Annotated in this window: 9 protein-coding genes; 1 reads left to right on the top strand and 8 read right to left on the bottom strand. The window is 73.6% G+C overall.

Annotated features, from left to right (window positions below):
* The 7 genes from ACFYZQ_RS19815 to ACFYZQ_RS19785 all read right to left on the bottom strand — a co-directional run bounded on the left by ACFYZQ_RS19815 (position 1) and on the right by ACFYZQ_RS19785 (position 21,680).
* Complete coding sequence (locus tag ACFYZQ_RS19815; protein ID WP_389149063.1) at positions 1-15,189, bottom strand: SDR family NAD(P)-dependent oxidoreductase; 15,189 nt, start codon at positions 15,187-15,189, stop codon at positions 1-3.
* A gap of 64 nt (positions 15,190-15,253) precedes the next feature.
* Positions 15,254-15,505: a phosphopantetheine-binding protein gene (locus ACFYZQ_RS19810; RefSeq protein WP_389149060.1), complete on the bottom strand. Its 252-nt coding sequence runs from the start codon at positions 15,503-15,505 to the stop codon at positions 15,254-15,256.
* Positions 15,506-15,595: 90 nt separating this feature from the next.
* The gene (locus tag ACFYZQ_RS19805) at positions 15,596-16,627 is read right to left on the bottom strand and encodes a methyltransferase (protein ID WP_389149057.1); all 1,032 of its coding nucleotides are present in this window, start codon (positions 16,625-16,627) and stop codon (positions 15,596-15,598) included.
* A 17-nt stretch (positions 16,628-16,644) separates the two neighbouring features.
* Complete coding sequence (locus tag ACFYZQ_RS19800; RefSeq protein ID WP_389149054.1) at positions 16,645-18,444, bottom strand: non-ribosomal peptide synthetase; 1,800 nt, start codon at positions 18,442-18,444, stop codon at positions 16,645-16,647.
* Between the two features lie 5 nt (positions 18,445-18,449).
* Positions 18,450-19,262 carry a hypothetical protein gene (locus ACFYZQ_RS19795; protein ID WP_389149051.1) on the bottom strand — a complete coding sequence of 271 codons (813 nt, stop codon included), beginning with the start codon at positions 19,260-19,262 and terminating at the stop codon, positions 18,450-18,452.
* A 114-nt stretch (positions 19,263-19,376) separates the two neighbouring features.
* Positions 19,377-20,174: a thioesterase II family protein gene (locus ACFYZQ_RS19790; protein ID WP_389149049.1), complete on the bottom strand. Its 798-nt coding sequence runs from the start codon at positions 20,172-20,174 to the stop codon at positions 19,377-19,379.
* 21 nt (positions 20,175-20,195) lie between these two features.
* On the bottom strand, positions 20,196-21,680 hold the full coding sequence (locus tag ACFYZQ_RS19785; protein ID WP_389149045.1) for an amidase: 1,485 nt from the start codon (positions 21,678-21,680) through the stop codon (positions 20,196-20,198).
* 236 nt (positions 21,681-21,916) lie between these two features.
* Here ACFYZQ_RS19785 and ACFYZQ_RS19780 point away from each other — a divergent pair, with 236 nt between their 5' ends.
* Positions 21,917-22,927, top strand: coding sequence for an AIR synthase-related protein (locus tag ACFYZQ_RS19780; RefSeq protein ID WP_389149042.1), 1,011 nt, complete (start codon positions 21,917-21,919; stop codon positions 22,925-22,927).
* 57 nt (positions 22,928-22,984) lie between these two features.
* Here the strand turns inward: ACFYZQ_RS19780 and ACFYZQ_RS19775 are convergent, their stop codons facing one another.
* On the bottom strand, positions 22,985-24,337 hold the full coding sequence (locus ACFYZQ_RS19775) for an MFS transporter (RefSeq protein ID WP_389149039.1): 1,353 nt from the start codon (positions 24,335-24,337) through the stop codon (positions 22,985-22,987).
* Between the last annotated feature and the right edge of the window lie 8 nt (positions 24,338-24,345).

Raw genomic sequence — 24,345 nt, 5'->3', positions numbered from 1 at the left:
TCAGAAGTCCGATCCTTCGAGCGCCATCGAGATGAGGCTCTCGGCATCCATGTCGTCGATGTCGCCGGCACTCGCCCCGGCCGCGCCGGCCGGGTCGTCCACCGACAGGGGCGCCGCCGTGGACTCGGGGCGGTGGCCCGCGAGTTCGAGCAGCGCGTCCAGCAGGCCCGCGTCCCTGAGCCGGGCCAGCGGTATGGACCGCAGGGTCGCCCGGACGCTCTCCTCGTACGTCGTGTCACCGGTCCCGGCGGCGTCCTCGGGGACCAGTTGCCCGAGCAGGAATCCGGCGAGTTCGGCCGGGGTCGGGTAGTCGAAGACGAGCGTCGCCGGCAGCCGGACCCCCGCCTCGGCGCCCAGGGCGTTGCGCAGTTCGACCGCGGTGAGCGAGTCGAACCCGAGCTCCTTGAAGGGCTTGTCCGGCGTGATCTCCGGGGCCCCGGCGCCGCCGGCCGTACCGAGGACGGCGGCGACGTGCCGGTTGACCGCATCGAGGACCAGCCGCTGCCGGTCGGGGCCGGAGAGCCCCGCCAGCCGCTGCGCCAGCTCCGGCCCGCCCGCTGCCCCGCTGCCGGCGGCAGTGGATCGGCGTGCGGTGACCGGTCGTACCAACTGAGAGAAGAGCGGCGGGACTTGGTCTCCGACCATGCGGGCGAGCACGGGCAGGTCGAGTCCGGCCGGAACCAGCGTCGCGTGGTCCGCCGCGACCGCCGCGTCCAGGAGGGCCAGGCCTTCCGCGACCTCGAGGGGGCGGACACCCGACCGTGCCATGCGGTCGACGTCGCCGTCGCTGAGGTCGGCGCCCATTCCGCCGGCCTCCGGCGCCCAGAGTCCCCAGGCGAGGGAGGTGGCGGGCAGCCCCTGGGCGCGGCGCTCGGCGGCGAGAGCGTCCAGGGCGGCGTTGGCGGCCGCGTAGGCGCCTTGGCCTGGGCCGCCGAGCACACCGGCGGCCGAGGAGTAGAGCACGAAGGCTTCCAGCCGGTGCCCGGCCGTCAGCTCGTGCAGGTGCCGGGCGGCGTCGGCCTTGGGGGCCCGCAGAGCGTCCAGCGTCTCAGGGGTGAGCGAAGCGATCGTCGCGTCCCGCACCACGCCCGCGGTGTGGACGACGGCGGTGACGTCGGGGTGCGCGGCCAGCAGCCCGGCGAGGGCGGCGCGGTCGGTGACGTCGCAGGCGACGGTCTCCACCAGGGCACCCAACTCCTGGAGCTCGGCGGCGAGTTCCGTGGCTCCGGGTGCGTCGGGTCCGCGTCGGCTGGTGAGCAGCAGGCTGCGCACACCATGGCCGGTGACCAGGTGGCGTGCGGTGAGGGCGCCGAGCCCGCCGGTGCCGCCGGTGATGAGGGTGGTGCCGGTGGTGGGCCAGGCGGCGCCGGTCGCGGCCGCCTCCCGGGCCAGGCGGGGCGCCTGGAACCGGCCGCCGGAGTAGGCGAGTTCGGGCTCGCCTGCCGGGATGCGGCCGGGCAGGCCCTCGACCGTGTCGAGGAGGGTGATCCGCTCGGGGTGTTCGGCCTGCGCGGCCCGGATCAGGCCGCGGATGGCGGACTGCTCGGGGTCGGTGGCCGCCTCGCGGGTGACCACGAGCAGGCTGTCCTCGCCCTCCAGGCGGTCCTGGAGCTTGGGCAGCAGACCGGCGGCCGTCGGGGCCTGGAGCACCGTGTACGACTCGGTGGGCTCGCCCGCCTCCCCGGCCACCGCGACCCAGTCGACCCGGTACAGGTCGCGGACGCCCGCGGCCTGGGCCGCCAGCGGACGCAGGGCCAGCGCCCCCACCCCGGCCACCGGGGAGCCGGCCAGGTCGGCCGCGTCGATCCGGAACCCGGAGCCGGTACGGGCGATACGGACCCGCACCGCCGAGGCGCCGGTGGCGTGCAGAGCGAAGTCACTCCAGGAGAACGGCAGTTGAGCGGTGTCGTCCTGGTCCTCCAGCAGGCTGATGGCGTGCAGGGAGGCGTCGAGGAGCGCCGGGTGGATGCCGTACCCGTGGGTGTCGGTGCCCTCCGGGAGGGAGACCTCGGCGTACACGGTGTCGTCCCCGTTCCGCCAGACCGCCGTGGCGCCCTGGAAGAGAGGGCCGTACTCCAGCCCCATGGCCGACAGATCGGCGTACAGAGTGCTGGTGTCGACGGGGTCGGCGCCGGCCGGGGGCCAGACGGTGAGGTCGGCGGCGGGTTCGACGGTCTCGGCGGAGAGGACGCCTTCGGCGTTCAGGGTCCAGGTGTCCTCGCCGTCGGGGCGGGAGTGGACGGTCAGCGTCGGTTCGTCGCCTTCGCCGACGCGGACGCGGAGAGCCACAGCGCCCTCGGCCGGTACGACGAGGGGGGCGTGCAGCGTCAGGTCGCGGACGGTGCCGCGGCCGACCTGGTCACCGGCGCGTACGGCGATCTCGACGAGGGCGGCGCCGGGCACGATGACGGTGCCGTTCACGGCGTGCTCGGCCAGCCAGGCGTGCGTGGCGAGCGAGAGGCGGCCGGTGAACAACACCCCGTCGGAGTCCGGTAGTTCGACGGTCGCGCTCAGCAGCGGGTGCTCGGCGTCCGTCTGGCCGAAGCCGGTCGCCGTACCCGCGCCCGTGTCCGCGAGCCAGTAGGTCCCGTGCTGGAAGGCGTAGGTCGGCAGGTCCACGGCCAGGCTGCCGGTCTCCGCGAAGTAGGCGGTCCAGTCGACGACCGGCACACGGGTGAGCGCTTCGACGAGGGCCTGGGGTTCGGTGCGGTCGCGGCGCAGGGCCGGGACGGCACGCGGGTCGGCCACCATGGCGGTGAGTACGGCGTCGGGGCCCAGCTCCAGGAACGTACCGACGCCCTGGTCATCGAGGGTGGTGACCGCGTCGGCGAAGCGGACCGCCTCGCGGACGTGCCGGACCCAGTACGCCGGCTGGGAGAGTTCCTCGGAGGAGGCGGCTTCGCCCGTCAGCGTGGAGACGATCGGATACTTGAGCTCGCTGTAGGTGAGTTGGGCGGCGATCTGCTCGAACTCGGCGAGCATCGGTTCCATCAGCGGGGAGTGGAAGGCGTGGCTGACGGTCAGCTTCTTCGTCTTGCGGCCGGCCGCCGAGAAGTGCGCGACGACCTCGTCCACACCCGCCTCCGGACCGGACACGACCACGGACACCGGCCCGTTCACGGCCGCGATCCCCGTACCTTCCGGCAGCACGGCACGTACGTCCGCCTCGGTGGCCTGTACGGCGGCCATCGCACCGCCCGCCGGGAGCTGCTGCATCAGCCGCCCACGAGCGGCCACCAGCCTCGCCGCGTCCTCCAGCGACCACAGCCCCGCGACATGCGCGACGGCCAGCTCACCGATCGAGTGCCCGGCCAGCACATCCGGCCTGACCCCCCACGCTTCCAACAGCCGGAACAGGGCGACTTCCAGGGCGAACAGCGCAGGCTGGGTATAGCCCGTCTCGTCCAGCCCCTCCCCACCGAACATCACGCCCTTCAGCGGACGCTCCAGATACACATCCAGCGCGGCGCACACCTCATCCAGCGCCGCGGCGAACACCGGGAAGGCCTCATACAACTCCCGGCCCATCCCCGCCCGCTGACTCCCCTGCCCCGTGAACAGGAACGCCAGCGAACCCGCCGTACCGAACGGCGCCACCGCGCCTCCGGCGATGGCCTCCAGTCCGTCCAGCAGGCCTGCCCGGTCACCGGCCACCGCACCCGCCCGGTAGGCGAACGAAGCCCGGCGGGAGGTGAGCGAGGCCGCGATGTTCGTGGAGTCCAGCTCGGGGTGCTCCGTGACGAAGTCGAGCAGGCGGGCGGCCTGGGCGCGGACGGCCTCCGCCGTCTTGCCGGAGACGATCCATGGCAGGACCGGCAGCCGCCGCGCCGATGAGTCCGGCTCGGCGTCGGCCTCCGCGGGCGCCTCCTCGATGATGACGTGGGCGTTGGTGCCGCTGATGCCGAAGGAGGACACGCCGGCGCGCCGGGTCCGCTCCCCCGCCTGCCACGGCCGGGCCTCGGTCAGCAGCTCGACCGCGCCCGCCGCCCAGTCCACGTGGGACGAAGGGGTGTCCACGTGCAGCGTCTGCGGCAGTTCCTCGTTGCGCAGGGCGAGGACCATCTTGATGATCCCGGCGACACCCGCGGCGGCCTGGGTGTGCCCCAGGTTCGACTTCACCGAGCCCAGCCACAGCGGCGCATCCAGGGAGCGGTCCTGGCCATACGTCGCCAGCAGCGCCTGTGCCTCGATCGGGTCGCCCAGCTTGGTGCCCGTGCCGTGGGCCTCCACCGCGTCCACCTGCTGCGGGGTGAGCCGGGCGGCGGCGAGGGCCTGGCGGATGACGCGCTGCTGGGAGGGGCCGTTGGGGGCGGTCAGGCCGTTGCTGGCGCCGTCCTGGTTGACCGCCGAGCCCCGGACCACCGCGAGCACCCGGTGGCCGTTGCGGCGGGCGTCGGAGAGCTTTTCCAGGACGAGCATGCCGACGCCCTCGCCCCAGCCGGTGCCGTCCGCGGCCTCGGCGAACGGCTTGCAGCGGCCGTCGGGGGCCAGCCCCCGCTGCCGGCTGAAGCCGACGAACGTCTCCGGGGTGGCCATGACGGTGACACCGCCGGCCAGGGCCAGGCTGCACTCGCCGCTGCGCAGCGCCTGCGCGGCCATGTGCACGGTGACCAGGGAGGACGAGCAGGCCGTGTCGACGGTGACCGCTGGGCCCTCAAGGCCGAGGACGTAGGCGACGCGGCCCGAGGCGACGCTGCCGGAGCTGCCTGTGCCGAGGTAACCCTCCAGGTCGGCCGGGTAGCCGCTCAGCCTGATGCCGTAGTCGTTGTACATGACGCCGGCGAACACACCGGTGGCGCTGCCGCGCACGGTGGCGGGGTCGATACCGGCCCGCTCGAACGCCTCCCAGGACGTCTCCAGCAGCAGCCGGTGCTGCGGGTCGGTCGCGAGGGCCTCGCGCGGGCTGATCCCGAAGAAGGCGGGGTCGAACTCGGCGGCCTGGGTGAGGAATCCGCCGTGGCGGGCGTACGTCTTGCCGACGGCTTCGGGGTCGGGGTCGTACAGGCCAGCGACGTCCCAGCCGCGGTCGGTGGGCAACGGGCTGATGGCGTCTCCGCCCGCGGCGAGCAACTGCCACAGTTCCTCGGGCGAGTTGACGCCTCCGGGGTAGCGGCAGGCCATGCCGACGATCGCGATCGGCTCGTCGGTGGTGGCCGTGACGGCGACGGCCGTGCCCTGAGCCGGGTCCGTCCCCGTCTCGGGGCCGACCAGTTCGGTCAGCAGGTAGTCGGCGACCGCGCCCGGGCTCGGGTAGTCGAAGACGAGCGTCGCGGGCAGCCGTACGCCGGTGTCGGCGGCGAGGGCGTTGCGGAACTCGACCGCGGTGAGCGAGTCGAAGCCCAGTTCGGTGAAGGCCGCGTCGGTGGGCACGGCGTGCGCCCCGGAGAAGCCGAGCACGGCTGCCGCGTGCTTGCGGGCCAGGTCGAGCAGCAGCTCACGGCGGGCGGCGGTGTCGGGCAGGGCCGTCAGCCGGTCCTGGAGGGTGTTGCCGGACGGCCGCCCGGCGTCCGCCGCGAGTGACGCCCGTGCGGTACGGCGGGTCCGGGGCCGGACCAGGTCGCGCAGGAGGGCCGGGGTGTTCTCCGTGTCCCACGAGGCCAGTTCGAGCTTGACGGGGACGAGGTGCGGGCTGCGCTGTGCCGCTGCCAGCGCCGCGTCGAAGAGGGCCGTGCCCTCCTCGGCCCCGATGGCTCCGACTCCGGCGCGCGCCATGCGCTCGAGGTCGGTGGCGGTGAGTCCGGCGCCCATGCCGCCGGCGCCGGGTGCCCACAGGCCCCAGCCGAGCGAGACCCCGGGCAGGCCCTGTGCCTGCCGCTGGGCGGCGAGGGCGTCCAGATAGGCGTTGGCGGCGGCGTAGTTGGCCTGGCCTATGCCGTCGAAGCAGCCGGCGGCGGAGGAGAACAGGACGAAGGCTTCGATGTCGTGGCCGGTGGTCAGTTCGTGCAGGTGCCGGGCGGCCCCGGCCTTCGGTGCCCAGACGGCGTCCAGTCGCTCCGGGGTGAGGTGTTCGACGGTCGTGTCGTCGAGGACACCCGCGGTGTGCACGACGGCGGTGATGCCCGGGTGCGCGTCCAGCAGCTCCGCGACGGCGTCCCGGTCGGAGACGTCGCAGGTCTCGATCGTCACGTCCGCGCCCGACGCGCGCAGTTCTGCGGCGAGTTCCGTGGCTCCGGGTGCGTCGGGTCCGCGTCGGCTGGTGAGCAGCAGGCTGCGCACACCATGGCCGGTGACCAGGTGGCGTGCGGTGAGGGCGCCGAGCCCGCCGGTGCCGCCGGTGATGAGGGTGGTGCCGGTGGTGGGCCAGGCGGCGCCGGTCGAGGCCGCCTCCCGGGCCAGGCGAGGGGCCTGGAACCGGCCGCCGGAGTAGGCGAGTTCGGGCTCGTCCGGAGGGATGTGTGCCGGCAGTTCTCCGGTGGTGTCGAGGAGCACGATCCGGTCGGGGTGTTCGGCCTGCGCGGCCCGGGCCAGACCGCGTACGGCGGCCTGCTCGGGATCGGTGAGTGCGTCCCGGGTGACGACCAGCACGGGCTCCTCTCCCGCCAGGGCGGCCTGGAGCCGCGGGAGCAGACCGGCCGCGGTGTCGGCCCGGAGGACCGTGTACGCGTCAGTGGCCTCGGTCGCCTGTCCACCGACCGGCGTCCACTCCACCCGGTACAGGTCACGAACCGCGCCGCCGTCCGCGACCGCCAGGGGGCGCAGCACCAGCGTGCCCACGGTGGCGACCGGGGTACCGGTGGGGTCGGCAAGTTCCAGTCGCTGACCGGCCCCTTCCCTGGTGATGCGCACGCGCAGGGCCGGGGCCCCGGAGGCGTGCAGGGTGACGTCCGACCACGAGAACGGCAGCTCCGCCCGTGAGGCGTCGGCGGACGGCCACAGTCCGATGGCGTGCAGGGAGGCGTCGAGCAGCGCCGGGTGGATGCCGAAGCCCTCGGTGTCGGTGCCCTCGGGCAGGGCGACCTCGGCGTACACCGAGTCGCCGTCCGTGGCACGCCAGGCGGCGGTGACACCCTGGAACAGCGGGCCGTACTCCAGTCCGGCCGCGGCCAGTTCGTCGTACAGGTTCGCGGTGTCCACCGGCTCCGCGCCCGCCGGCGGCCAGACATCACCCAGATCGGCGGCCGGCTCGACGGCCCCGGCCGCCAGAACGCCCTCGGCGTGCAGCGTCCAGCTCTCCTCGCCCTCCGGGCGGGAGTGCACGGTGAGCGCAGGCTCCTCGCCCTCGCCCACACGGACACGAAGAGACACGGCGCGGTCGGCGGGTACGACGAGGGGGGCGCGCAGCGTCAGATCACGGACGGTCCCGCGTCCGACCTCGTCACCGGCCCGCACCGCGATCTCGACGAGCGCGGCACCGGGCACGACGACCGTGCCGTTCACCGCGTGCTCGGCCAACCACGGCTGCGTGGCCAGGGACAACCGGCCGGTGAACAACATCCCTTCGGCGTCCGGCAGTTCGACCATCGCGCCGAGCAGCGGGTGCCCCGCCGCGGCGACACCGGCGCCCTCCACGTCACCCACGTTGCCCGAGGACGGCGTGGGCCAGTAGCTCTCGTGCTGGAAGGCGTAGGTGGGCAGGTCGACGGCCTGTCGGCCAGGGCCGAAGTACGCGGCCCAGTCGACGGACGGCACCCGGGTGAGGGCCTCGACGAGAGCCTGCGGCTCGGTGCGGTCGCGGCGGAGGGTTGCGACGAGCGTGGCCTCCGTGCCGGTGTCGGCCGCCATGGCGGTCAGCACGGCATCCGGGCCCAGCTCCAGGAAGGTGCCGGCGCCCTGGGCGCCGAGTGCGGTGACGGCGTCGGCGAAGCGGACGGCCTCGCGGACGTGCCGGACCCAGTAGGACGGGTCGGCCAGCTCCTCGAAGGAGACCGGGTCTCCGGTGAGCGTCGACACGATCGGCAGCGTCGGCTCGTCGTACGCGAGTTGGGCGGCGATCTGCTCGAACTCGGCGAGCATCGGCTCCATCAGCGGGGAGTGGAAGGCGTGGCTGACGGTCAGCTTCTTCGTCTTGCGGCCGGCCGCCGAGAAGTGCGCGACGACCTCGTCCACGCCCGTCTCCGGACCGGACACGACCACGGACACCGGCCCGTTCACGGCCGCGATCCCCGTACCTTCCGGCAGCACGGCACGTACGTCCGCCTCGGTGGCCTGTACGGCGGCCATCGCGCCGCCCGCCGGGAGCTGCTGCATCAGCCGGCCACGAGCGGCCACCAGCCTCGCCGCGTCCTCCAGCGACCACAGCCCCGCCACATGCGCGGCGGCCAGCTCACCGATCGAATGCCCGGCCAGCACATCCGGCCTAACCCCCCACGCTTCCAACAGCCGGAACAGGGCGACTTCCAACGCGAACAGCGCGGGCTGGGTGTAGCCCGTCTCGTCCAGGCCCTCCCCACCGAACATCACGTCCTTCAGCGGACGCTCCAGATGCACATCCAGCGCCGCGCACACCTCGTCCAGCGCCGCGGCGAACACCGGGAAGGCCTCATACAACTCCCGGCCCATCCCCGCCCGCTGACTCCCCTGCCCCGTGAACAGGAACGCCAGCGAACCCCCGGCCACCGACGGCACCACGGAACCGCTCGCCACCGCCTCCAGCCCGGCCAGCAACCCCTCACGGTCACCGGCCACCACACCCGCCCGGTACACGAACGACGACCGCTGAGTCGTCAACGAGTAGGCGATGCCGACCGGGTCGGTCCCCGCTCCGTCGCCGAGGAAGCGCAGGAGACGTATCGCCTGCTCGCGCGCGGCTGCGGCGGTTCTGCCGGAGACGACCCACGGCACGACCGGAAGCACGGCCGGCTCCAAGGTCTCCGCAGCGGGCTCCTCGGCCGGCGCCTCCTCCACGATGACGTGGGCGTTGGTGCCGCTGATGCCGAAGGAGGAGACGCCCGCGCGCCGGGTCCGCTCCCCCGCCTGCCAGGGCCGGGCCTCGGTCAGCAGCTCCACCTCACCTGCCGACCAGTCCACGTGCGAGGACGGGGTGTCGACGTGCAGGGTGCGCGGCAGTTCCTCGTTGCGCAGGGCCAGGACCATCTTGATGATCCCGGCGACACCCGCGGCGGCCTGGGTGTGCCCCAGGTTCGACTTCACCGAGCCCAGCCACAGCGGCGCATCCGGGGAGCGGTCCTGGCCGTAGGTGGCGAGTAGCGCCTGCGCCTCGATCGGGTCGCCCAGCTTGGTGCCGGTGCCGTGGGCCTCCACCGCGTCCACATCGGTGGAGGAGAGTCCGGCCGCCGCGAGGGCCTGCTTGATGACGCGCTGCTGAGCGGGGCCGTTGGGGGCGGTGAGGCCGTTGCTCGCGCCGTCCTGGTTGACCGCCGAGCCCCGCACGACCGCCAGCACCCGGTGCCCGTTGCGCCGCGCGTCCGACAGACGCTCCAGCACCAGCACACCGACACCCTCACCCCAGCCCGTACCGTCCGCGGCCTGCGCGAAGGGCTTGCACCGCCCGTCCGCCGCAAGACCCCGCTGCCGGCTGAAGTCCACGAACGTGTCCGGCGTCGACATCACCGTCACACCACCCGCCAACGCCAGCGAGCACTCACCACCCCGCAGCGCCTGCGCCGCCAGATGCACCGCCACCAGCGACGACGAACACGCCGTGTCCACCGTCACCGCCGGACCCTCCAGACCCAGCGCATACGACACCCGCCCGGAGGCGATGCTGCCGCCGACGCCCATGAAGCCCTCGGTGTCGTGGTGGGCGGAGCGTTCCAGGACGGTGGCGTAGTCGTGGTACATGACGCCGGTGAAGACGCCGGTGGCGCTGCCGCGCGCGGCGGCCGGATCGATCCCGGCCCGCTCGAACGCCTCCCAGGACGTCTCCAGCAGCAATCGGTGCTGCGGGTCCATCGCAAGCGCCTCGCGCGGGCTGATCCCGAAGAAGCCTGGGTCGAACTCGGCGGCCTCGGCGAGGAACCCTCCGTACCGTGTGTAGGTCTTGCCGACGGCCTCCGGATCGGGGTCGTACGACTCCTGCCACAGCGGCCCCCGGTCGGACGGGAACTCGGAGACCGCGTCGCCGCCCGCCGCCAGCAGTGCCCACAGCTCCTCCGGCGAGCTCACACCGCCGGGGTACCGGCACGCCATGCCCACGATGACGACGGGGTCGGCAGCGGAGGCCGACACCGCACCGGCCGGCACCGGCGCCGCGTCGGACTCGCCCTCCTCTCCGAGGAGTTCGGCGGCGAGGAAGCCCGCGACCGCGCTCGGTGTCGGATGGTCGAAGACGAGGGTCGCGGGCAGCCGGAGGCCTGCCTCGGCGCCGAGCCGGTTGCGGAACTCGACCGCCGTGAGGGAGTCGAAACCGAACTCCTTGAACGGCTTCTCGGGTGCGACCTCGCCCGCCCCGCCGAAGCCGAGGACGGCCGCGACATGACGGCGTACGAGATCGAGCAGGACGCGGGTGCGTTCGGCGACCGGAAGACGCTCCAGGCGGGCGGCCAGGTCTCCGGCCGGGGCCGACCCGCCGGCCGCGACGGTCCTGCGCACGGCGGAGGGGCGGACGAGCCCGTGCAGCACCCGGGGCAGTTCCCCGCGCCTGGCACGCTGCTCAAGGGCTCGGCCGTCCATGGCGACGGGGAGCAGATGGGCGTGCGAGGAGCCGGCGAGGGCCGCGTCCAGAAGGGCCAGGCCCCGCTCCGCGTCGAGCGGCAGGACGCCCACTCGGGCCATGCGGTCGATGTCGGCCGCGGTGAGCCCGGCGCCCATGCCGCCGACCTCCGGGTCCCACAGGCCCCAGGCCAGCGAGACCCCGGGCAGGCCCTGTGCCTGCCGCTGGGCGGCGAGGGCGTCCAGGTAGGCGTTGGCGGCGGCGTAGTTGGCCTGGCCGGTGCCGTCGAAGGTGGCCGCGGTCGAGGAGTAGAGCACGAACGCGTCGAGGTCCCGCCCGGCCGTCAGCTCGTGCAGATGCCGGGCGGCCGCCGCCTTCGGCGCCCACACCGACTCCAGGCGCTCCGAGCTCAGGTGCTCGACGGTCGCGTCGTCGACCACGCCCGCGGTGTGCACGACCGCCGTGATGTCCGCGTGGGACGCGAACAGCCGTGCCAGCGCTTCCCGGTCGGAGACGTCGCATGCCTGGATCGTCACGTCCGCGCCCGACGCGCTTAGTTCTGCGGTGAGTTCGGCGGCTCCCGGCGCGTCGGCGCCGCGTCGGCTGGTGAGCAGCAGACTGCGCACACCGTGGGCGGCGACGAGGTGGCGCGCGGTCAGCGCACCGAGCCCGCCCGTGCCACCGGTCACCAGAACCGTGCCGGACGTGGACCAGGAACCGCCCACGGACGCCGTCTCGCGGGCGAGCCGCGGAGCGCTGAAGATGCCTTCCGCGTAAGCGAGTTCCGGCTCCCCGACAGGCAGCCGCTCGGGGATCTCCTGATCGGAGTCGAGCAGGACGATCCGGTCCGGATACTCGGCCTGCGCCGCCCGGACGAGACCACGGATCGCGGACTGCTCGGGTTCGGTGGCCGCGCCGCGGGTGATCACGAGCAGCAGGTCGTCCTCGCCCTCCAGGTGGGCCTGGAGCCGCGGCAGCAGATCGGCGGCGGTGGCCGCCTCGAGGACGGTGTACGAGGCCGTGGACTCGGTCGCCTCCGACACGACCGGGACCCGGTCGACCCGGTAGAGGTCACGGACGGCGCCCGTCTCCTCCACGGCCGGCACCGCTGCGCGCAGGGCCAGCGTGCCGATGGTCGCCACCGGGGAGCCGGCCGCGTCGGCGAGGTCGAGCCGGTGGCCCGAACCCACGCCCGCGATCCGCACCCGCAGCACCGAGGCGCCGGAGGCGTGCAGGGTGACGTCCGACCACGAGAACGGCAGTTGAGCCTCGGAACCTTCCTGCTGCGCCAGTCCGATGGCGTGCAGGGAGGCGTCGAGCAGCGCCGGGTGGATGCCGAAGCCCTCGGTGTCGGTGCCCTCGGGCAGGGCGACCTCGGCGTACACCGAGCCGCCGTCCGCGGCTCGCCAGGCGGCGGTGACACCCTGGAACAGCGGGCCGTACTCCAGTCCGGCCGCGGCCAGTTCCTCGTACAGGTTCGCGGTGTCCACCGGCTCCGCGCCCGCCGGCGGCCAGACATCACCCAGATCGGCGGCCGGCTCGACGGACTCGGCCGCCAGAACGCCCTCGGCGTGCAGCGTCCAGCCCTCCTCGCCCTCCGGGCGGGAGTGCACGGTGAGCGCAGGCTCCTCGCCCTCGCCCACACGGACACGAAGAGACACGGCGCGGTCGGTGGGCAGGACCAGCGGGGCGTGCAGCGTCAGATCACGGACGGTCCCGCGTCCGACCTCGTCACCGGCCCGCAGGGCGATCTCCACCAGGGCCGCGCCCGGCAGCACGACAGTCCCGTGCACCGTGTGCTCGGGCAGCCACGACTGGACGGCCGGGGACAGCCGGCCGGTGAACAACACCCCGCCGGAGTCCGGCAGTTCCACCGCCGCGCTCAGCAGCGCGTGCTCGGCGTCCGTCTGCCCGGCGCCTACGACATCGCCGCGCGCCGCACCCGCGTAGGCGTCCAGCCAGTACGGCTGGTGCTGGAAGGCGTAGGTGGGCAGGTCGACGGCCCGCCGGCCGGGGCCGAAGTAGGCGGTCCAGTCGACGGAGGGCAGGCGGGTGAGTGCCTCGACGAGGGCTTGGGGCTCGGTGCGGTCGCGACGCAGCCCCGCGACGAGCGTGGCCTCCGTGCCGGTGTCGGCCGCCATCGCGGTCAGCACGGCATCCGGACCCAGCTCCAGGAACGTACCGACGCCCCGCCCGTCCAGCGTGGTGACCGCGTCGGCGAAGCGGACCGCCTCGCGGACGTGCCGGACCCAGTAGGACGGCTGCGAGAGCTCGTCGTACGACACCGCCTGGCCGGTCAGCGTCGACACGATCGGCAACGCCAGCTGGACGTAGGTCAGTTGCGCGGCGATCTGCTCGAACTCCGCGAGCATCGGCTCCATCAGCGGCGAGTGGAAGGCATGGCTGACGGTCAGCTTCTTCGTCTTGCGGCCGGCCGCCGAGAAGTGCGCGACGACCTCGTCCACACCCGCCTCCGGACCGGAAACGACCACGGACACCGGCCCGTTCACGGCCGCGATCCCCGTACCTTCCGGCAGCACGGCACGTACGTCCGCCTCGGTGGCCTGTACGGCAGCCATCGCACCGCCCGCCGGAAGCCGCTGCATCAGCCGCCCACGAGCGGCCACCAGCCTCGCCGCGTCCTCCAGCGACCACAGCCCCGCCACATACGCGGCGGCCAGCTCACCGATCGAATGCCCGGCCAGCACATCCGGCCGCACACCCCATGCTTCGAGAAGCCGGAACAGCGCCACCTCCAGGGCGAACAGCGCAGGCTGCGTGTACCCGGTCTCGTCCAGCCCTTCCCCGCCGAACATCACGTCCTTCAGCGGACGCTCCAGATGCACATCCAGCGCCGCGCACACCTCGTCCAGCGCCGCGGCGAACACCGGGAAGACCTCATACAACTCCCGGCCCATCCCCGCCCGCTGACTCCCCTGCCCCGTGAACAGGAACGCCAGCGAACCCCCGGCCACCGACGGCACCACGGAACCGCTCGCCACCGCCTCCAGCCCGGCCAGCAACCCCTCACGGTCACCGGCCACCACACCTGCCCGGTACACGAACGACGACCGCCGGGTCACCAGAGACGAGCCCACGTCCGCCAGGTCGAGTTCCGGGTGTGCCACCGCGTGCCCGAGCAGCCGCGCCGCCTGTCCGCGTACCGCCTCGGTGGACTTGCCGGAGACGATCCAGGGCACCACCGGCAGCCCTGTAGCCTCCAAGGCCTCGGCGGGCTCCTCGGCCGGCGCCTCCTCCACGATCACGTGCGCGTTCGTCCCGCTGATCCCGAACGAGGACACACCGGCACGCCGGGTCCGCTCCCCGCCCCTCCAAGGCCGGGCCTCGGTCAGCAGCTCGACCGCACCCGCCGACCAGTCCACGTGGGAAGACGGCGCATCGACGTGCAGGGTCCGGGGAAGCTCCTCATTCCGCAGAGCCAGCACCATCTTGATGATCCCGGCCACGCCCGCGGCGGCCTGCGTGTGCCCCAGGTTGGACTTGATCGAACCGAGCCACAGCGGCGCGTCCGAGGACCGGTCCTGCCCATACGTCGCGAGCAGCGCCTGCGCCTCGATCGGGTCCCCGAGCCGGGTCCCGGTGCCGTGGGCCTCCACCACGTCGATCTGCTGGGCGGTGAGGCGGGCCGAGGCGAGCGCCTGCCGGATGACCCTTTGCTGGGACGGGCCGTTCGGCGCGGTCAGCTGACTGCTCGCGCCGTCCTGGTTGACCGCCGAGCCCCGCACGACCGCCAGCACCCGGTGCCCGTTGCGCCGCGCGTCCGACAGACGCTCCAGCACCAGCACACCGACACCCTCACCCCAACCGGTACCGTCCGCAGCCTCGGCGAACGGCTTGCACCGCCCGTCCGCCGCAAGACCCCGCTGCCGGCTGAAGTCCACGAACGTGTCCGGCGTCGACATCACCGTCACACCACCCGCCAACGCCAGCGAGCACTCACCACCCCGCAGCGCCTGCGCCGCCAGATGCACCGCCACCAGCGACGACGAACACGCCGTGTCCACCGTCACCGCCGGACCCTCCAGACCCAGCGCATACGACACCCGCCCGGAGACGACGCTCGCGGCGCTGCCGTTGCCGAGGAAGGCGGAGATGTCCTGGGGGACATGCTGGAGGTGCGCGCCGTAGTCGTGGTACATGACGCCGGCGAAGACGCCGGTGGCGCTGCCTCGCAGGGATGCGGGGTCGATGCCGGCCCGCTCGAACGCCTCCCAGGACGTCTCAAGCAGCAGCCGCTGCTGCGGGTCGGTCGCGAGGGCCTCGCGGGGGCTGATGCCGAAGAAGTCCGCGTCGAAGTCGGCGGCTCCGTCGAGGAAGCCGCCCTCGACGGAGTACGTCTTGCCGGGGGCGTCCGGGTCCGGGTCGTAGAGACCGGCGACGTCCCAGCCGCGGTCCGTGGGGAAGGGGGTGATGGCGTCGCCGTCGGCGGCGAGCAGGCTCCACAGGTCCTCCGGGGAGGTCACTCCGCCGGGGTAGCGGCACGCCATGCCGACGATGGCGATGGGCTCGTGGCTCTTCTCCTCCTCCTCGCGCAACCTCCTGCGGGTGTCGCGCAGTTCGGTCGTCGCCCTCTTGAGGTAGTCGAGGAGCTTCTGTTCGTTCGACTCATTCGACATGCGGTTCGTCCACCTGTGGGAGAGGAGCGGGAGGGAGGGAGGAGGGCTGGGGGTGAGTGGGCCGTCAGCTCACGGCCGCGGTGCGCAGACCGGCGAGGGTGCGCCAGAGCGCGCCGGGGGTGCTGAACGTCTCCATGGCGAGGGCGTCGTCGGTGAACTTGACCTCGTACGCGTTCTCGAGCTCGATGAGGAGGTCGACGATGCCGAGGGAGTCGAGGCCGGCGTCGCGCAGGTCGAGGTTCTCGGTGAAGGGGGCCTCCTCGGGGAGGAAGCCGAGGTGAGGGCGGACGATGCCCTCGAACTGGTCGTCCCACATGGGCGGTTGGTCCTCTCTGAGGGAAGGGAGCTCGTCGGTCGGAGGTGGTCGGTCGAAGCCGGTCGGCCGGAGCCGGTCGGTCATGGCTGGTCAGTCGCGGGGAGCGAGCACGCACTCGACGACGCTGTGCTCCGTGGAGAGATTGCGGATCGACCGCACCTGGAGGCCGGCGGCCTCGGCCTGCTCGCGCATGTCCTCGACGGAGCGGATGCGGGTGCCCTCCTCGCAGACGACCATCTGGAAGAGCGAGCGGATCGCGGAGGCGTTGTCGTGGCCGAGCAGCGGCTCGATGACGAAGAGGACGGGCTCGGCGGCGAGGCCGTCGGACTCCTCGACGGTGCGGGTCATGGCCTGCTGGACGGTCCTGAGGATGCGGGCACTGCTCTCGGGGCTCCAGTTGTGCAGGACGTTCTTGAGGAAGTAGGCGTCGGCGCCGCTCGGGACCTTCTCGAAGAAGTCGGCCTCGGTGAAGGAGAGCCGTCGGATCAGGTCCTGGTCGCCGGACTCGTCGAGGAGCTGGGCGCCGCGCTTGGCGACGTCGGCGCGCTCGGCGACGGTGCCGCGGATGTCGCGGTGGGCGGAGAGGATGCCCTTGAGGAGGTGGCCGGTGCCGCCGCCGACGTCGATCACGGTGGAGATGCGGGAGAAGTCGAAGTCGCGGGCGAGTTCTGCGGCGGCGGGCCGGGTGATGTCGGCCATGGCCTTGTCGTAGACCTCGCCGGCGTCGGTGTCCTTGTCCATGTAGGCGTAGATGGACTCGCCGTACTCGGAGCGGGAGGCGGGCTTTCCGGTCTTGACGGTGGTCAGCAGGTCGCGCCACACGTCGTAGTACATCTCGCCGCCGAGAACGCACCAGTAGCGCATGGACTGCGGGTGGTCGTCGCGCATGCGCTCCGAGGTGTCGGTCTGTTCGAAGGTGCCGTCCTCGCGTTCGCGGAAGACGCCGACGATGCCGAGGACGCGCAGCAGGTAGAGCACGCCGTCGGGGTCGGCGTCGGTCAACTCGGCGAGCTGGGACGGTGACTTGGGGCCGTCGGCGAGGTGGTCGGCGATGCCCAGCCGGGCGGCCACGCTGAGGGACCGGGAGATCCAGCCCATGCCTGCGAGCTGCAGCAGCTCCATCGTGTCTCCAATTCCTGTTACTCGGTGGTGAGCGCCTCGCACAGGCGCCGTACCGTGCGGTGGTCGGTGATGTCCTGGAGGCGGAGGCCCAGGCCCTGCCTGCGGGCCTTGCCGGCGACCTGGGCGGCGCCCAGACTGGTGCCTCCCAGGGCGAAGAAGTCGTCGTCGAGACCGGCCTTGGGGGCGCCGGAGAACCGGGCGAACAGTTCGCACAGCAGCGTCTGTTCGGGGGTGACGGGTGCCGTGTAGCGGGTGACGGCGGCGAAGTCGGGCGCCGGGAGGCGGTCCGTCTCCAGCTTTCCGTTGGCGTTCAGGGGCAGGGTGTCGAGGGTCAGGAAGGCGCTGGGGACCATGTAGTCGGGCAGGGTGTCGACCAGGTGCGTCTTCAGCTCGCCGGCGTCCGCGCGGTGTCCGGCTTCGGGGACGACGTAGGCGACGAGGTGGGTGTCGCCCATGGGGGTGCGGTGGACGGTGACGGCGGTGCGGGAGACCGTCGGGTGGCGCAGCAGGGCCGACTCGATCTCGCCGAGTTCGACGCGGTAGCCGCGGATCTTGATCTGTCCGTCGAGGCGGCCGAGGAAGAACAGGGTGCCGTCGGCGGTGCGGCGCACCCGGTCCCCGGTGCGGTACATACGGCTGCCGGGCGGCCCGTAGGGGTCGGCGACGAAGCGTTCCGCGGTGAGTGCCGGGCGGCGCAGGTAGCCGCGGGCCAGCTGACCGCCGGCGATGTACAGCTCGCCGTCGTCGGTGGGCCGCAACTGCTCGTCGAGGACGCGTAGGTCGCTGGTCCAGGTGGGCCGGCCGATGGCCACGGCGCCGGGTGGCAGGGTGTCCCCGGGGTGGACGGTGTGCACGCAGCAGCCGACGGTGGCCTCGGTGGGACCGTACTCGTTGAGGACGGTGACCCGGGGGTGGCGGGCGCGGAAGGCCTCGACGGTCTCGGCGAGCAGGAGTTCCCCGCCGACGACGAGCTGCTCGGTCGGCGCGGCCTGCGGGGGCAGGGTGGCGAGCAGCGCCATGTGGGACGGGGTGACCTTGAGCAGGGCGGGGCCGGGGCCCGGGTCGTCCAGCGCGCCGATGCGGATGGTGCCGCCGCTGGTGAGCGGTGCGTACAGGGTGGTGACCGTCATGTCGAAGGCGACGGAGGAGTGCAGCAGGGTGCTGCGGGCGGCGCTCGGGTAGGTGCCGCGCGCGTAGGCGAGGTAGGCGGCGAGCGGGCGGTGGGTGACGACGACGCCCTTGGGGCGGCCCGTGGAGCCGGAGGTGTAGATGACGTAGGCGGCGTGGTCGGGGCGCAGTGGCCGTACCCGGTCGGTGTCCTGGGGGGTGGTGGCCGGGGCGGCGGCGATGGCCGCGCGGGTGGTCTCGTCGTCGAGGAGGACGGTGACCGCGGCGCCGGCCGGGGCGGCGCTGCCGGTGTGGGTGAGGAGGGCGGCCGGGCAGGCGTCCTCGGTCATCAGTGCCAGGCGCTGCGCCGGGTTCTGCAGGTCGAGCGGCAGATAGGCGGCCCCGGCCGTGAGGACGGCGAGGAAGGCGGTGACGAGTTCCGCGCCGCGTCGCATGCCGACGGCGACGATGTCCTCCGGGCCGAGGCCCAGGGAGATCAGGTGGTGGGCGAGCTTGGCGGAGCGCTCGGCGAGTTCGCGGTAGGTGAGGCTGACGTCGCCGTCGACGAGGGCGGTGGCGTCGGGGGTGCGGTGTGCCTGCTCGGCGAAGAGGGCCGGGAGGAGGGTGGGGCGGGCGCCGTTCCCGGCGGGTGCCGGTGCGCCCGCCGGTGGTGTCAGGGTGGTGGCGGTGTCCCCCGTCGTCGCCGTCATCGCGCTCACCCGGCCTTCCCGGCCGCCGGGACACGGTCGCCGGCCAGCAGCCGCTGGAGTGCGCGGGCGGTCTGCGGTGAGCGCAGCAGGTCGTCGTGGGCGACCGGGACACGGTGGTCGTGGCCGACCGGCTGCTCGGGGGTGGTCGTGGTGACGGCCGTGGCGGTGGACCAGGCGGGCAGCGGGCTGAGAGTGGTGGCCGCGGTGAGGTAGGAGACCAGGGAGACGAAGGCGCCGGAGAGTTCGTCGCGGATGTCCTCGTCGAGGTCGAGCCGGTCGGCGGCGGCGGCCACGGCGGCCGTGAAGGTGTCGGCCAGTTCGCGGCCGGCCACCGGCAGCTGGTCGTCGCCATACCGGGCTCTCAGGGCCTCGCCGCGGGCGTGGAAAGCGTCGAGTTCGGCGGGGGTGAGCAGGGCGGCGAGGGAGTCGCCTGCCGTGTGGAAGTCCTCGTACAGGCCGCTCGTGGCGGGGAGTTCGGGATCGAGGAGGATGAGCCGCGGGGCGGGCTGCCAGTCGGCGATGCGGTCGGCGAGGGCGGCGGCGAAGACACCGCCGGCGCAGTAGCCGAGGACGGCCTCCACGGGGGTGCCCGAGGCGCGGAGCTCGCCGAGCCACCAGTCGAGGTAGGCGTTGCCGGTGGGCGGGACCTGGTCGTCGGGGCCCGGGGGCCGGCTCGTCCACAGTGTGCGCGGCGGATCCAGGAGCGGGGCGAGGTCGGCGAATTGGGCCGGCCCGCGGCTTCCCGCGGCGAAGTCGACCGCCAGCAGGAGATGGTCGTTCTCCCCGCTGCTCAGCGTCTTCCACGCTATTCGGCTCACGGCGATTCCCTGTTTCTGTCCTCGGGCCACAAATGGAGAATTCGTGGCAGCGGTGGAGTTCACGCTAGATGCGGGTGGGCGCGGTGCGGACCCCTACCGGGGGCCGGGGACCCCCTAACCTCGGTTGCGGGTCGGGGCGCTTATGCGGGCGGTGATGGCGTCGAGGACCTCGCGCTGCCGGTCGACGAGATAGAAATGGCCGCCGGGAAAGACCCGCACCTCGCAGTCGGCGGTGGTGTGTTCGGCCCAGGCGCGGGCCTCGTCGAGGGTGGTGTTGGGGTCGCTGTCCCCGGTCAGCACGGTGACCGGGCTGTCGATGCGCGCCCCGTGGTCGGCGCGGTAGGTTTCCACCGCCTTGTAGTCGTTGCGCAGTACGGGCAGCGCCAGCCGCATGATCTCCTCGTTGCCCAGCACCCGGTCGTCGGTGCCGCTGAGTTTGCGCAGTTCCCGGATGACACCCTCGTCGTCGCGGGTGTGGACCCGGTCGGGGCGGGTCCGGGAGGGGGCCCGGCGTGCGGAGGCGAACACCCGGGCCGGGGCGGGGAGTCCGGCGTCCTGGAAGCGGCGGGCGATCTCGAAGGCGACGGTGGCTCCCATGCTGTGCCCGAACAGGTACAGCGGCCGGTCGGCGTGGTGCCGTACCTCTTCGAAGACGCGGTCGGCGAGTTCGGGAACGTTGTCGATCAGGGGTTCGCGCCGGCGTTCCTGGCGGCCCGGATATTGCACGACCAGGACGTCGATCGCCGGGGTGAGTTCCTTCGCTACGGGAAAGTAGAAGCTCGCCGAACCGCCCGCGTGCGGAAAGCAGATGAGGCGTGGTGCGTCGGCGACGGCGGGGTGGTAGCGGCGAATCCAGTCGCTTTCCAGGAGGTCGCCGGTGGTGGTGCGCGTGGAGTCCTGTCGTGTGGTCATGAAAGTCCCCTCGGATTCGCTTCAGTTGTCGTCTTCGGTGTCGGATGCAGGCTCGGCTTCGGGGAGTTCCGGCAGGAATCCGAAGAGCATTTCGGTGAGTTGCCACTGTCCGGCGAACTCGGCGAGTTCGGCCTCGGGTACGGGCACCCCCGCCCGGTGCAGTGCCGCACCGAGCTGCCGCTGGGTCTCGTTCTCGGAGGGCGCGGCCTGCGGCAGGACGACGGGGGCGGGGCGGGTCGCCGGGAACGGGCCGGGGCTGCGCAGATGCCAGTCGGTGTGCCGCTGGTAGGCGTCGGCGACGGCGAGCAGGGCGCCGTCGGTGCCGGGCGCGCCGGCCAGTTGCAGGGACAGCGGCAGGCCGGCCGGGTCGAAGCCCATGGGCAGGGCGACGGCGGGGAAGCCCACGGCGCTCCACAGGCTGGGCAGCCACGACACGGCGGCGAGGCCCGCGGGGTCGTCGTAGCGGGGGGCGACACCGGGCCAGGTGGGGGTGGCCAGCGCGTCGCACGTGTCGAGGCGGCTTCGCAGCTCCGCCGCGCCCCAGGTGCGTACCCGCTGGGCGTGGACGTAGGCGGAGGCGGGGATCAGGCCGCCGAGGACGAGCGTGCGTCGGAAGGGCCGCCCGTACTGGTCCCAGCGGCCGCGCAGCCCGGCGGCGTGGGTGTGGAAGCCCTCGGCGAGCAGGGTGATGAGCTGGGCGGCGAACAGGGGGTACAGCTCGGGCAGTTCGACGCTGACGACCTTGGCGCCCTGGTCGCGGAGCCGTTCCAGGGCGGTATCGAAGGCGTCCCGGCAGTCCGGGGAGAGCTGCCCTGCCTCCTCCAGCGCGCGGTCGGGAACCCCGATGCGTACGCCGTCCAGGCCGGTGCGCCACTCGGGCTCGAGGGTGGGCCGGCCGGCGGCGACGCCGAGCGCGCGGGCCGCCTCGCGGACGGTCCGGGCGAGGGTGCCGACGGTGTCCAGGCTGGGCGCGAGGGGCCGGCTGCCGGCGGTGGGGACCAGCCCGTGGGTGGGTTTGACGCCGGTGACGCCGCACAGCGCGGCGGGGATGCGGATGCTGCCGCCGGTGTCGGTGCCGAGTCCGACGTCGAACAGGCCGTGCACGAGCCCGGCTGCGCTGCCGCTGCTGGAACCGCCCGGGTAGCGGTCGAGGTCCCAGGGGTTGCGGGGCACCGGGAACGGCAGGGCGGGGTCGGGGCGGCCGAGGGCGTGCTCACCCGCGGTGGTCAGGCCGACCGGTACGGCCCCGGCGGCGCGCAGCCGCCGGACGGCCACGGCGTCGCGGCCCCGGTGCCAGTCGGGGTCGTGCACCTTGCTGTGCGCGGTGGGGACCGCCTCGCGGGTGGCGAAGACGTCCTTGACGCCGAGGGTGACGCCGTGCAGCGGACCGTTTCCGGCCGTTTCCGCGCCTTCGTCCTCGAAGCGGTGCGCGAACACCCCGAGACGCTCGTCGATGCGGTCGGCGGCGGCGTGCCGCCGCTGCCCGCGCGTGCTGACGTCCACCATGGCCGCTCTCCCCTGGATCCGTTGGCTGCCCGGGTGTTCCGGGTCTTCGACCCTAGGAAGGGCGACCGCCTCCGCAGTCCCCCTTGTCGGACCCCTGTGCACCCCTGAATTCCCACCCCTGCCTGCCCGTTGTCCGTGGTTTCCCGGGCTACGGTTATGGGGCCGCCGGGAGCAGACTGGCGCGCAGGGCGGCCACGGGCCGCCGCGTTCCCGGGTGACGGAAAGGGGGGATTTCCTTGCTGCGGGACGAACTGCCGCTGCCTGTCGGGCAGGTGGCGCTGCGCGACAACGCCGGCGCCGCGTCCCCGGCGCGTGTCCTCGTCGCTGCGCTGGGGGGCCTCTACGACGCCGAACCGGCCCCGGAACCGGGCCCGTTGGCCGTGCGCACCACCACGTCCGTCGTCGACCCGCCGTTCTACGGCAACGGCGACATAGGGCGGCTCGCGGTGTGCGCGGCCGTCAACGCGCTTGCGGTCGCCGGTGCCCTGCCGCGCCGGCTGGCCGTCGCCGCCGTCGTGGAGGCCGGGTTGCCGACCGCGCTGCTGCATCGCGCCGCCGACTCCGTACGGGAGGCCGTACGGGAGGCCGGGGTGCGGGTCGCGGCGGTCGACGCGACCGTGGTCCGGGCCGGCGAGATCGACCGGCTCGCGCTCTCGGTCACCGGGTTCGGGGTGTTCACGCGCCCGCCCCTGGACGCGGCCGCGCTGCGCCCCGGTGACCGGATCCTGCTCACCGCACCGCTGGGCAGTCATGCGGTGCACGTCCTGTCCCTGCGCGCCGGGCTCGGTTACGAGTACCACGTGCCCAGTGACGCCGCCCCGCTGGGCGGTCTGGTCGAGACGGTCCGGGCGGCGCTGCCGGCGGACGCGGTACGGGCGGCCGGTGTGGTCGGTGACGGCGGACTGGCGGCGGTGCTGCGGGAGTTCGCGGCGCTCTCGGGGTGGACGGTGCGGGTCGACGAGGCCGCGCTGCCGGTGCCGTACGGCGCCCGGGAGGCCTTCGACGTGCTCGGCCTGGACCCGTTGTACGCCGCCGGGGCAGGCTGTCTCTGCCTGGTGGTCGCCGCGGACGCGGAGGCCGAGGCCCTGGCCGCTCTGCGCGGGCACCGCGGCGGCCGCCTGGCCACGGCGGTCGGCTGGGTCACGGACGGACCGGACGCAGCGGTCGAGGTCAGCTCGCTGGACGGCGCCCTGACCCCGCTGCGGGACGACTCCGAGGACGGTGACGGGCCTACCCGCCTGCTGTGAGGGCCGGCTGGGTCGCCCCCGTGCTGCTCGGGGCGGGTCGCCCCCGTGCTGGTCGTCTCAGCCCCGCTTCGTGCGCCGCCCAGTGCCCAGTACGGCCGTCGCGGCGAGTGCCGCCAGCGCGGGAAGCAGGCCGATGCCGACGAGGATCCCCACCCGTGCCGTGTGCGACTGGGCGACGGCGTGCCCGGTGCCGGACGATGCGTAGCCGAAGACGGCGAGCGTCAGGCCGTAGAGGAAGGGTCCGACCGCCAGGCCGAGGGTCTCGCAGGTGGTGAACAGCCCGGACGACACGCCCGCCCCGCGCAGGCCCTCGCCCGCGATGCGATCCTGCAGCAAGGCGTACAGGAACAGCAGTTGACCGGCATGTCCGGCGCCGGCGACGACCATGAAGAGCAGCACGACGGGCAGCGGCAGTACGGGCGCGGCGCACAGCAGCAGGCAGCCGACGCCGAAGACCGCGCAGGCCCACCGGTATCCGGCTCGGTGACCGACACGGGCTCCGAGCCGCGTCCAGGCGCGCACGGTGAGGAGGTTCGGGGCGACGAACGCGGCGACGAGCAGCCCCGTGGCGTTCTTGTCGCCCAGGATGTGCTCGCTGAAGTAGGGCGCTCCGGCGGTCAGTCCCCCGGTGGCGACGGACTGCACGGCGATGGCGGCGAGGAGCGCGGCGAAGCCGGGAACCCGGCGGGCGAGACGGAGCCGGGGCAGCAGACCGGACGGCTCGGCGGCGGGTTCCCCGGGCGTCGTGTCGCCCCCGCCGGCCCGGCGCGCGCCCCTGGCGCCGAGCACCACGCCCGCCGTACCGGCGAGCACGCACAGCGCACCGAACAGACCCACCAGGCGGTGCCCCGGCACTCCTCCGCCGCCCGCGTCCGCCAGCGCCGGCCCCACCGCTCCGATGAGCAGCGCGGAGACGGCGATCACGGCGACGCGTCCGGCCACTAGGGCGACCCGGTCGGCGGCCCGGTCGGTCAGCTCGGCCGGGAGCGCGGAGTAGGGCACCTGGAAGAAGGCGTAGGCCGTGGCGGCGAGGAGGAAGCCGGCGGCGGCCCACCAGATCCCGGCGGAGCGGGAGCCGGGCGCCGAGAACATCAGGGCGAACGCGGCCGCCAGGCCGACGCCTCCGGCGGCCAGATGCGCACGGCGACGGGGCACGCGGTCCCCGGCGTGGCCCACGAGCGGACCGAGCAGGGCGTTCCACACCTTGGGCACGAGCACCACCGTCCCGGCCAGTGCCGCTCCGGCGCCGAGTGTGTCGGTGAGGTACGGCAGCAGCAGGAGGCCGGGCAGGGTGCTGAACGCCCCGGTGACCAGGGCCCCGGAGGCGTAGCCCGCCCGCAGCCCGCGGCGGACGCCGGGCACCGGGGGAGCCGCCCCCGGGCGGGTGACGGGTGTGGAGTCGACAGCCATGGTTCGAG

Origin of the sequence: Streptomyces sp. NPDC001843 (genome assembly GCF_042891955.1) — a bacterium.
In the GTDB taxonomy this organism is placed as follows: Bacteria; Actinomycetota; Actinomycetes; order Streptomycetales; family Streptomycetaceae; genus Streptomyces.
This window is presented reverse-complemented; position numbering and strand designations above follow the sequence as displayed.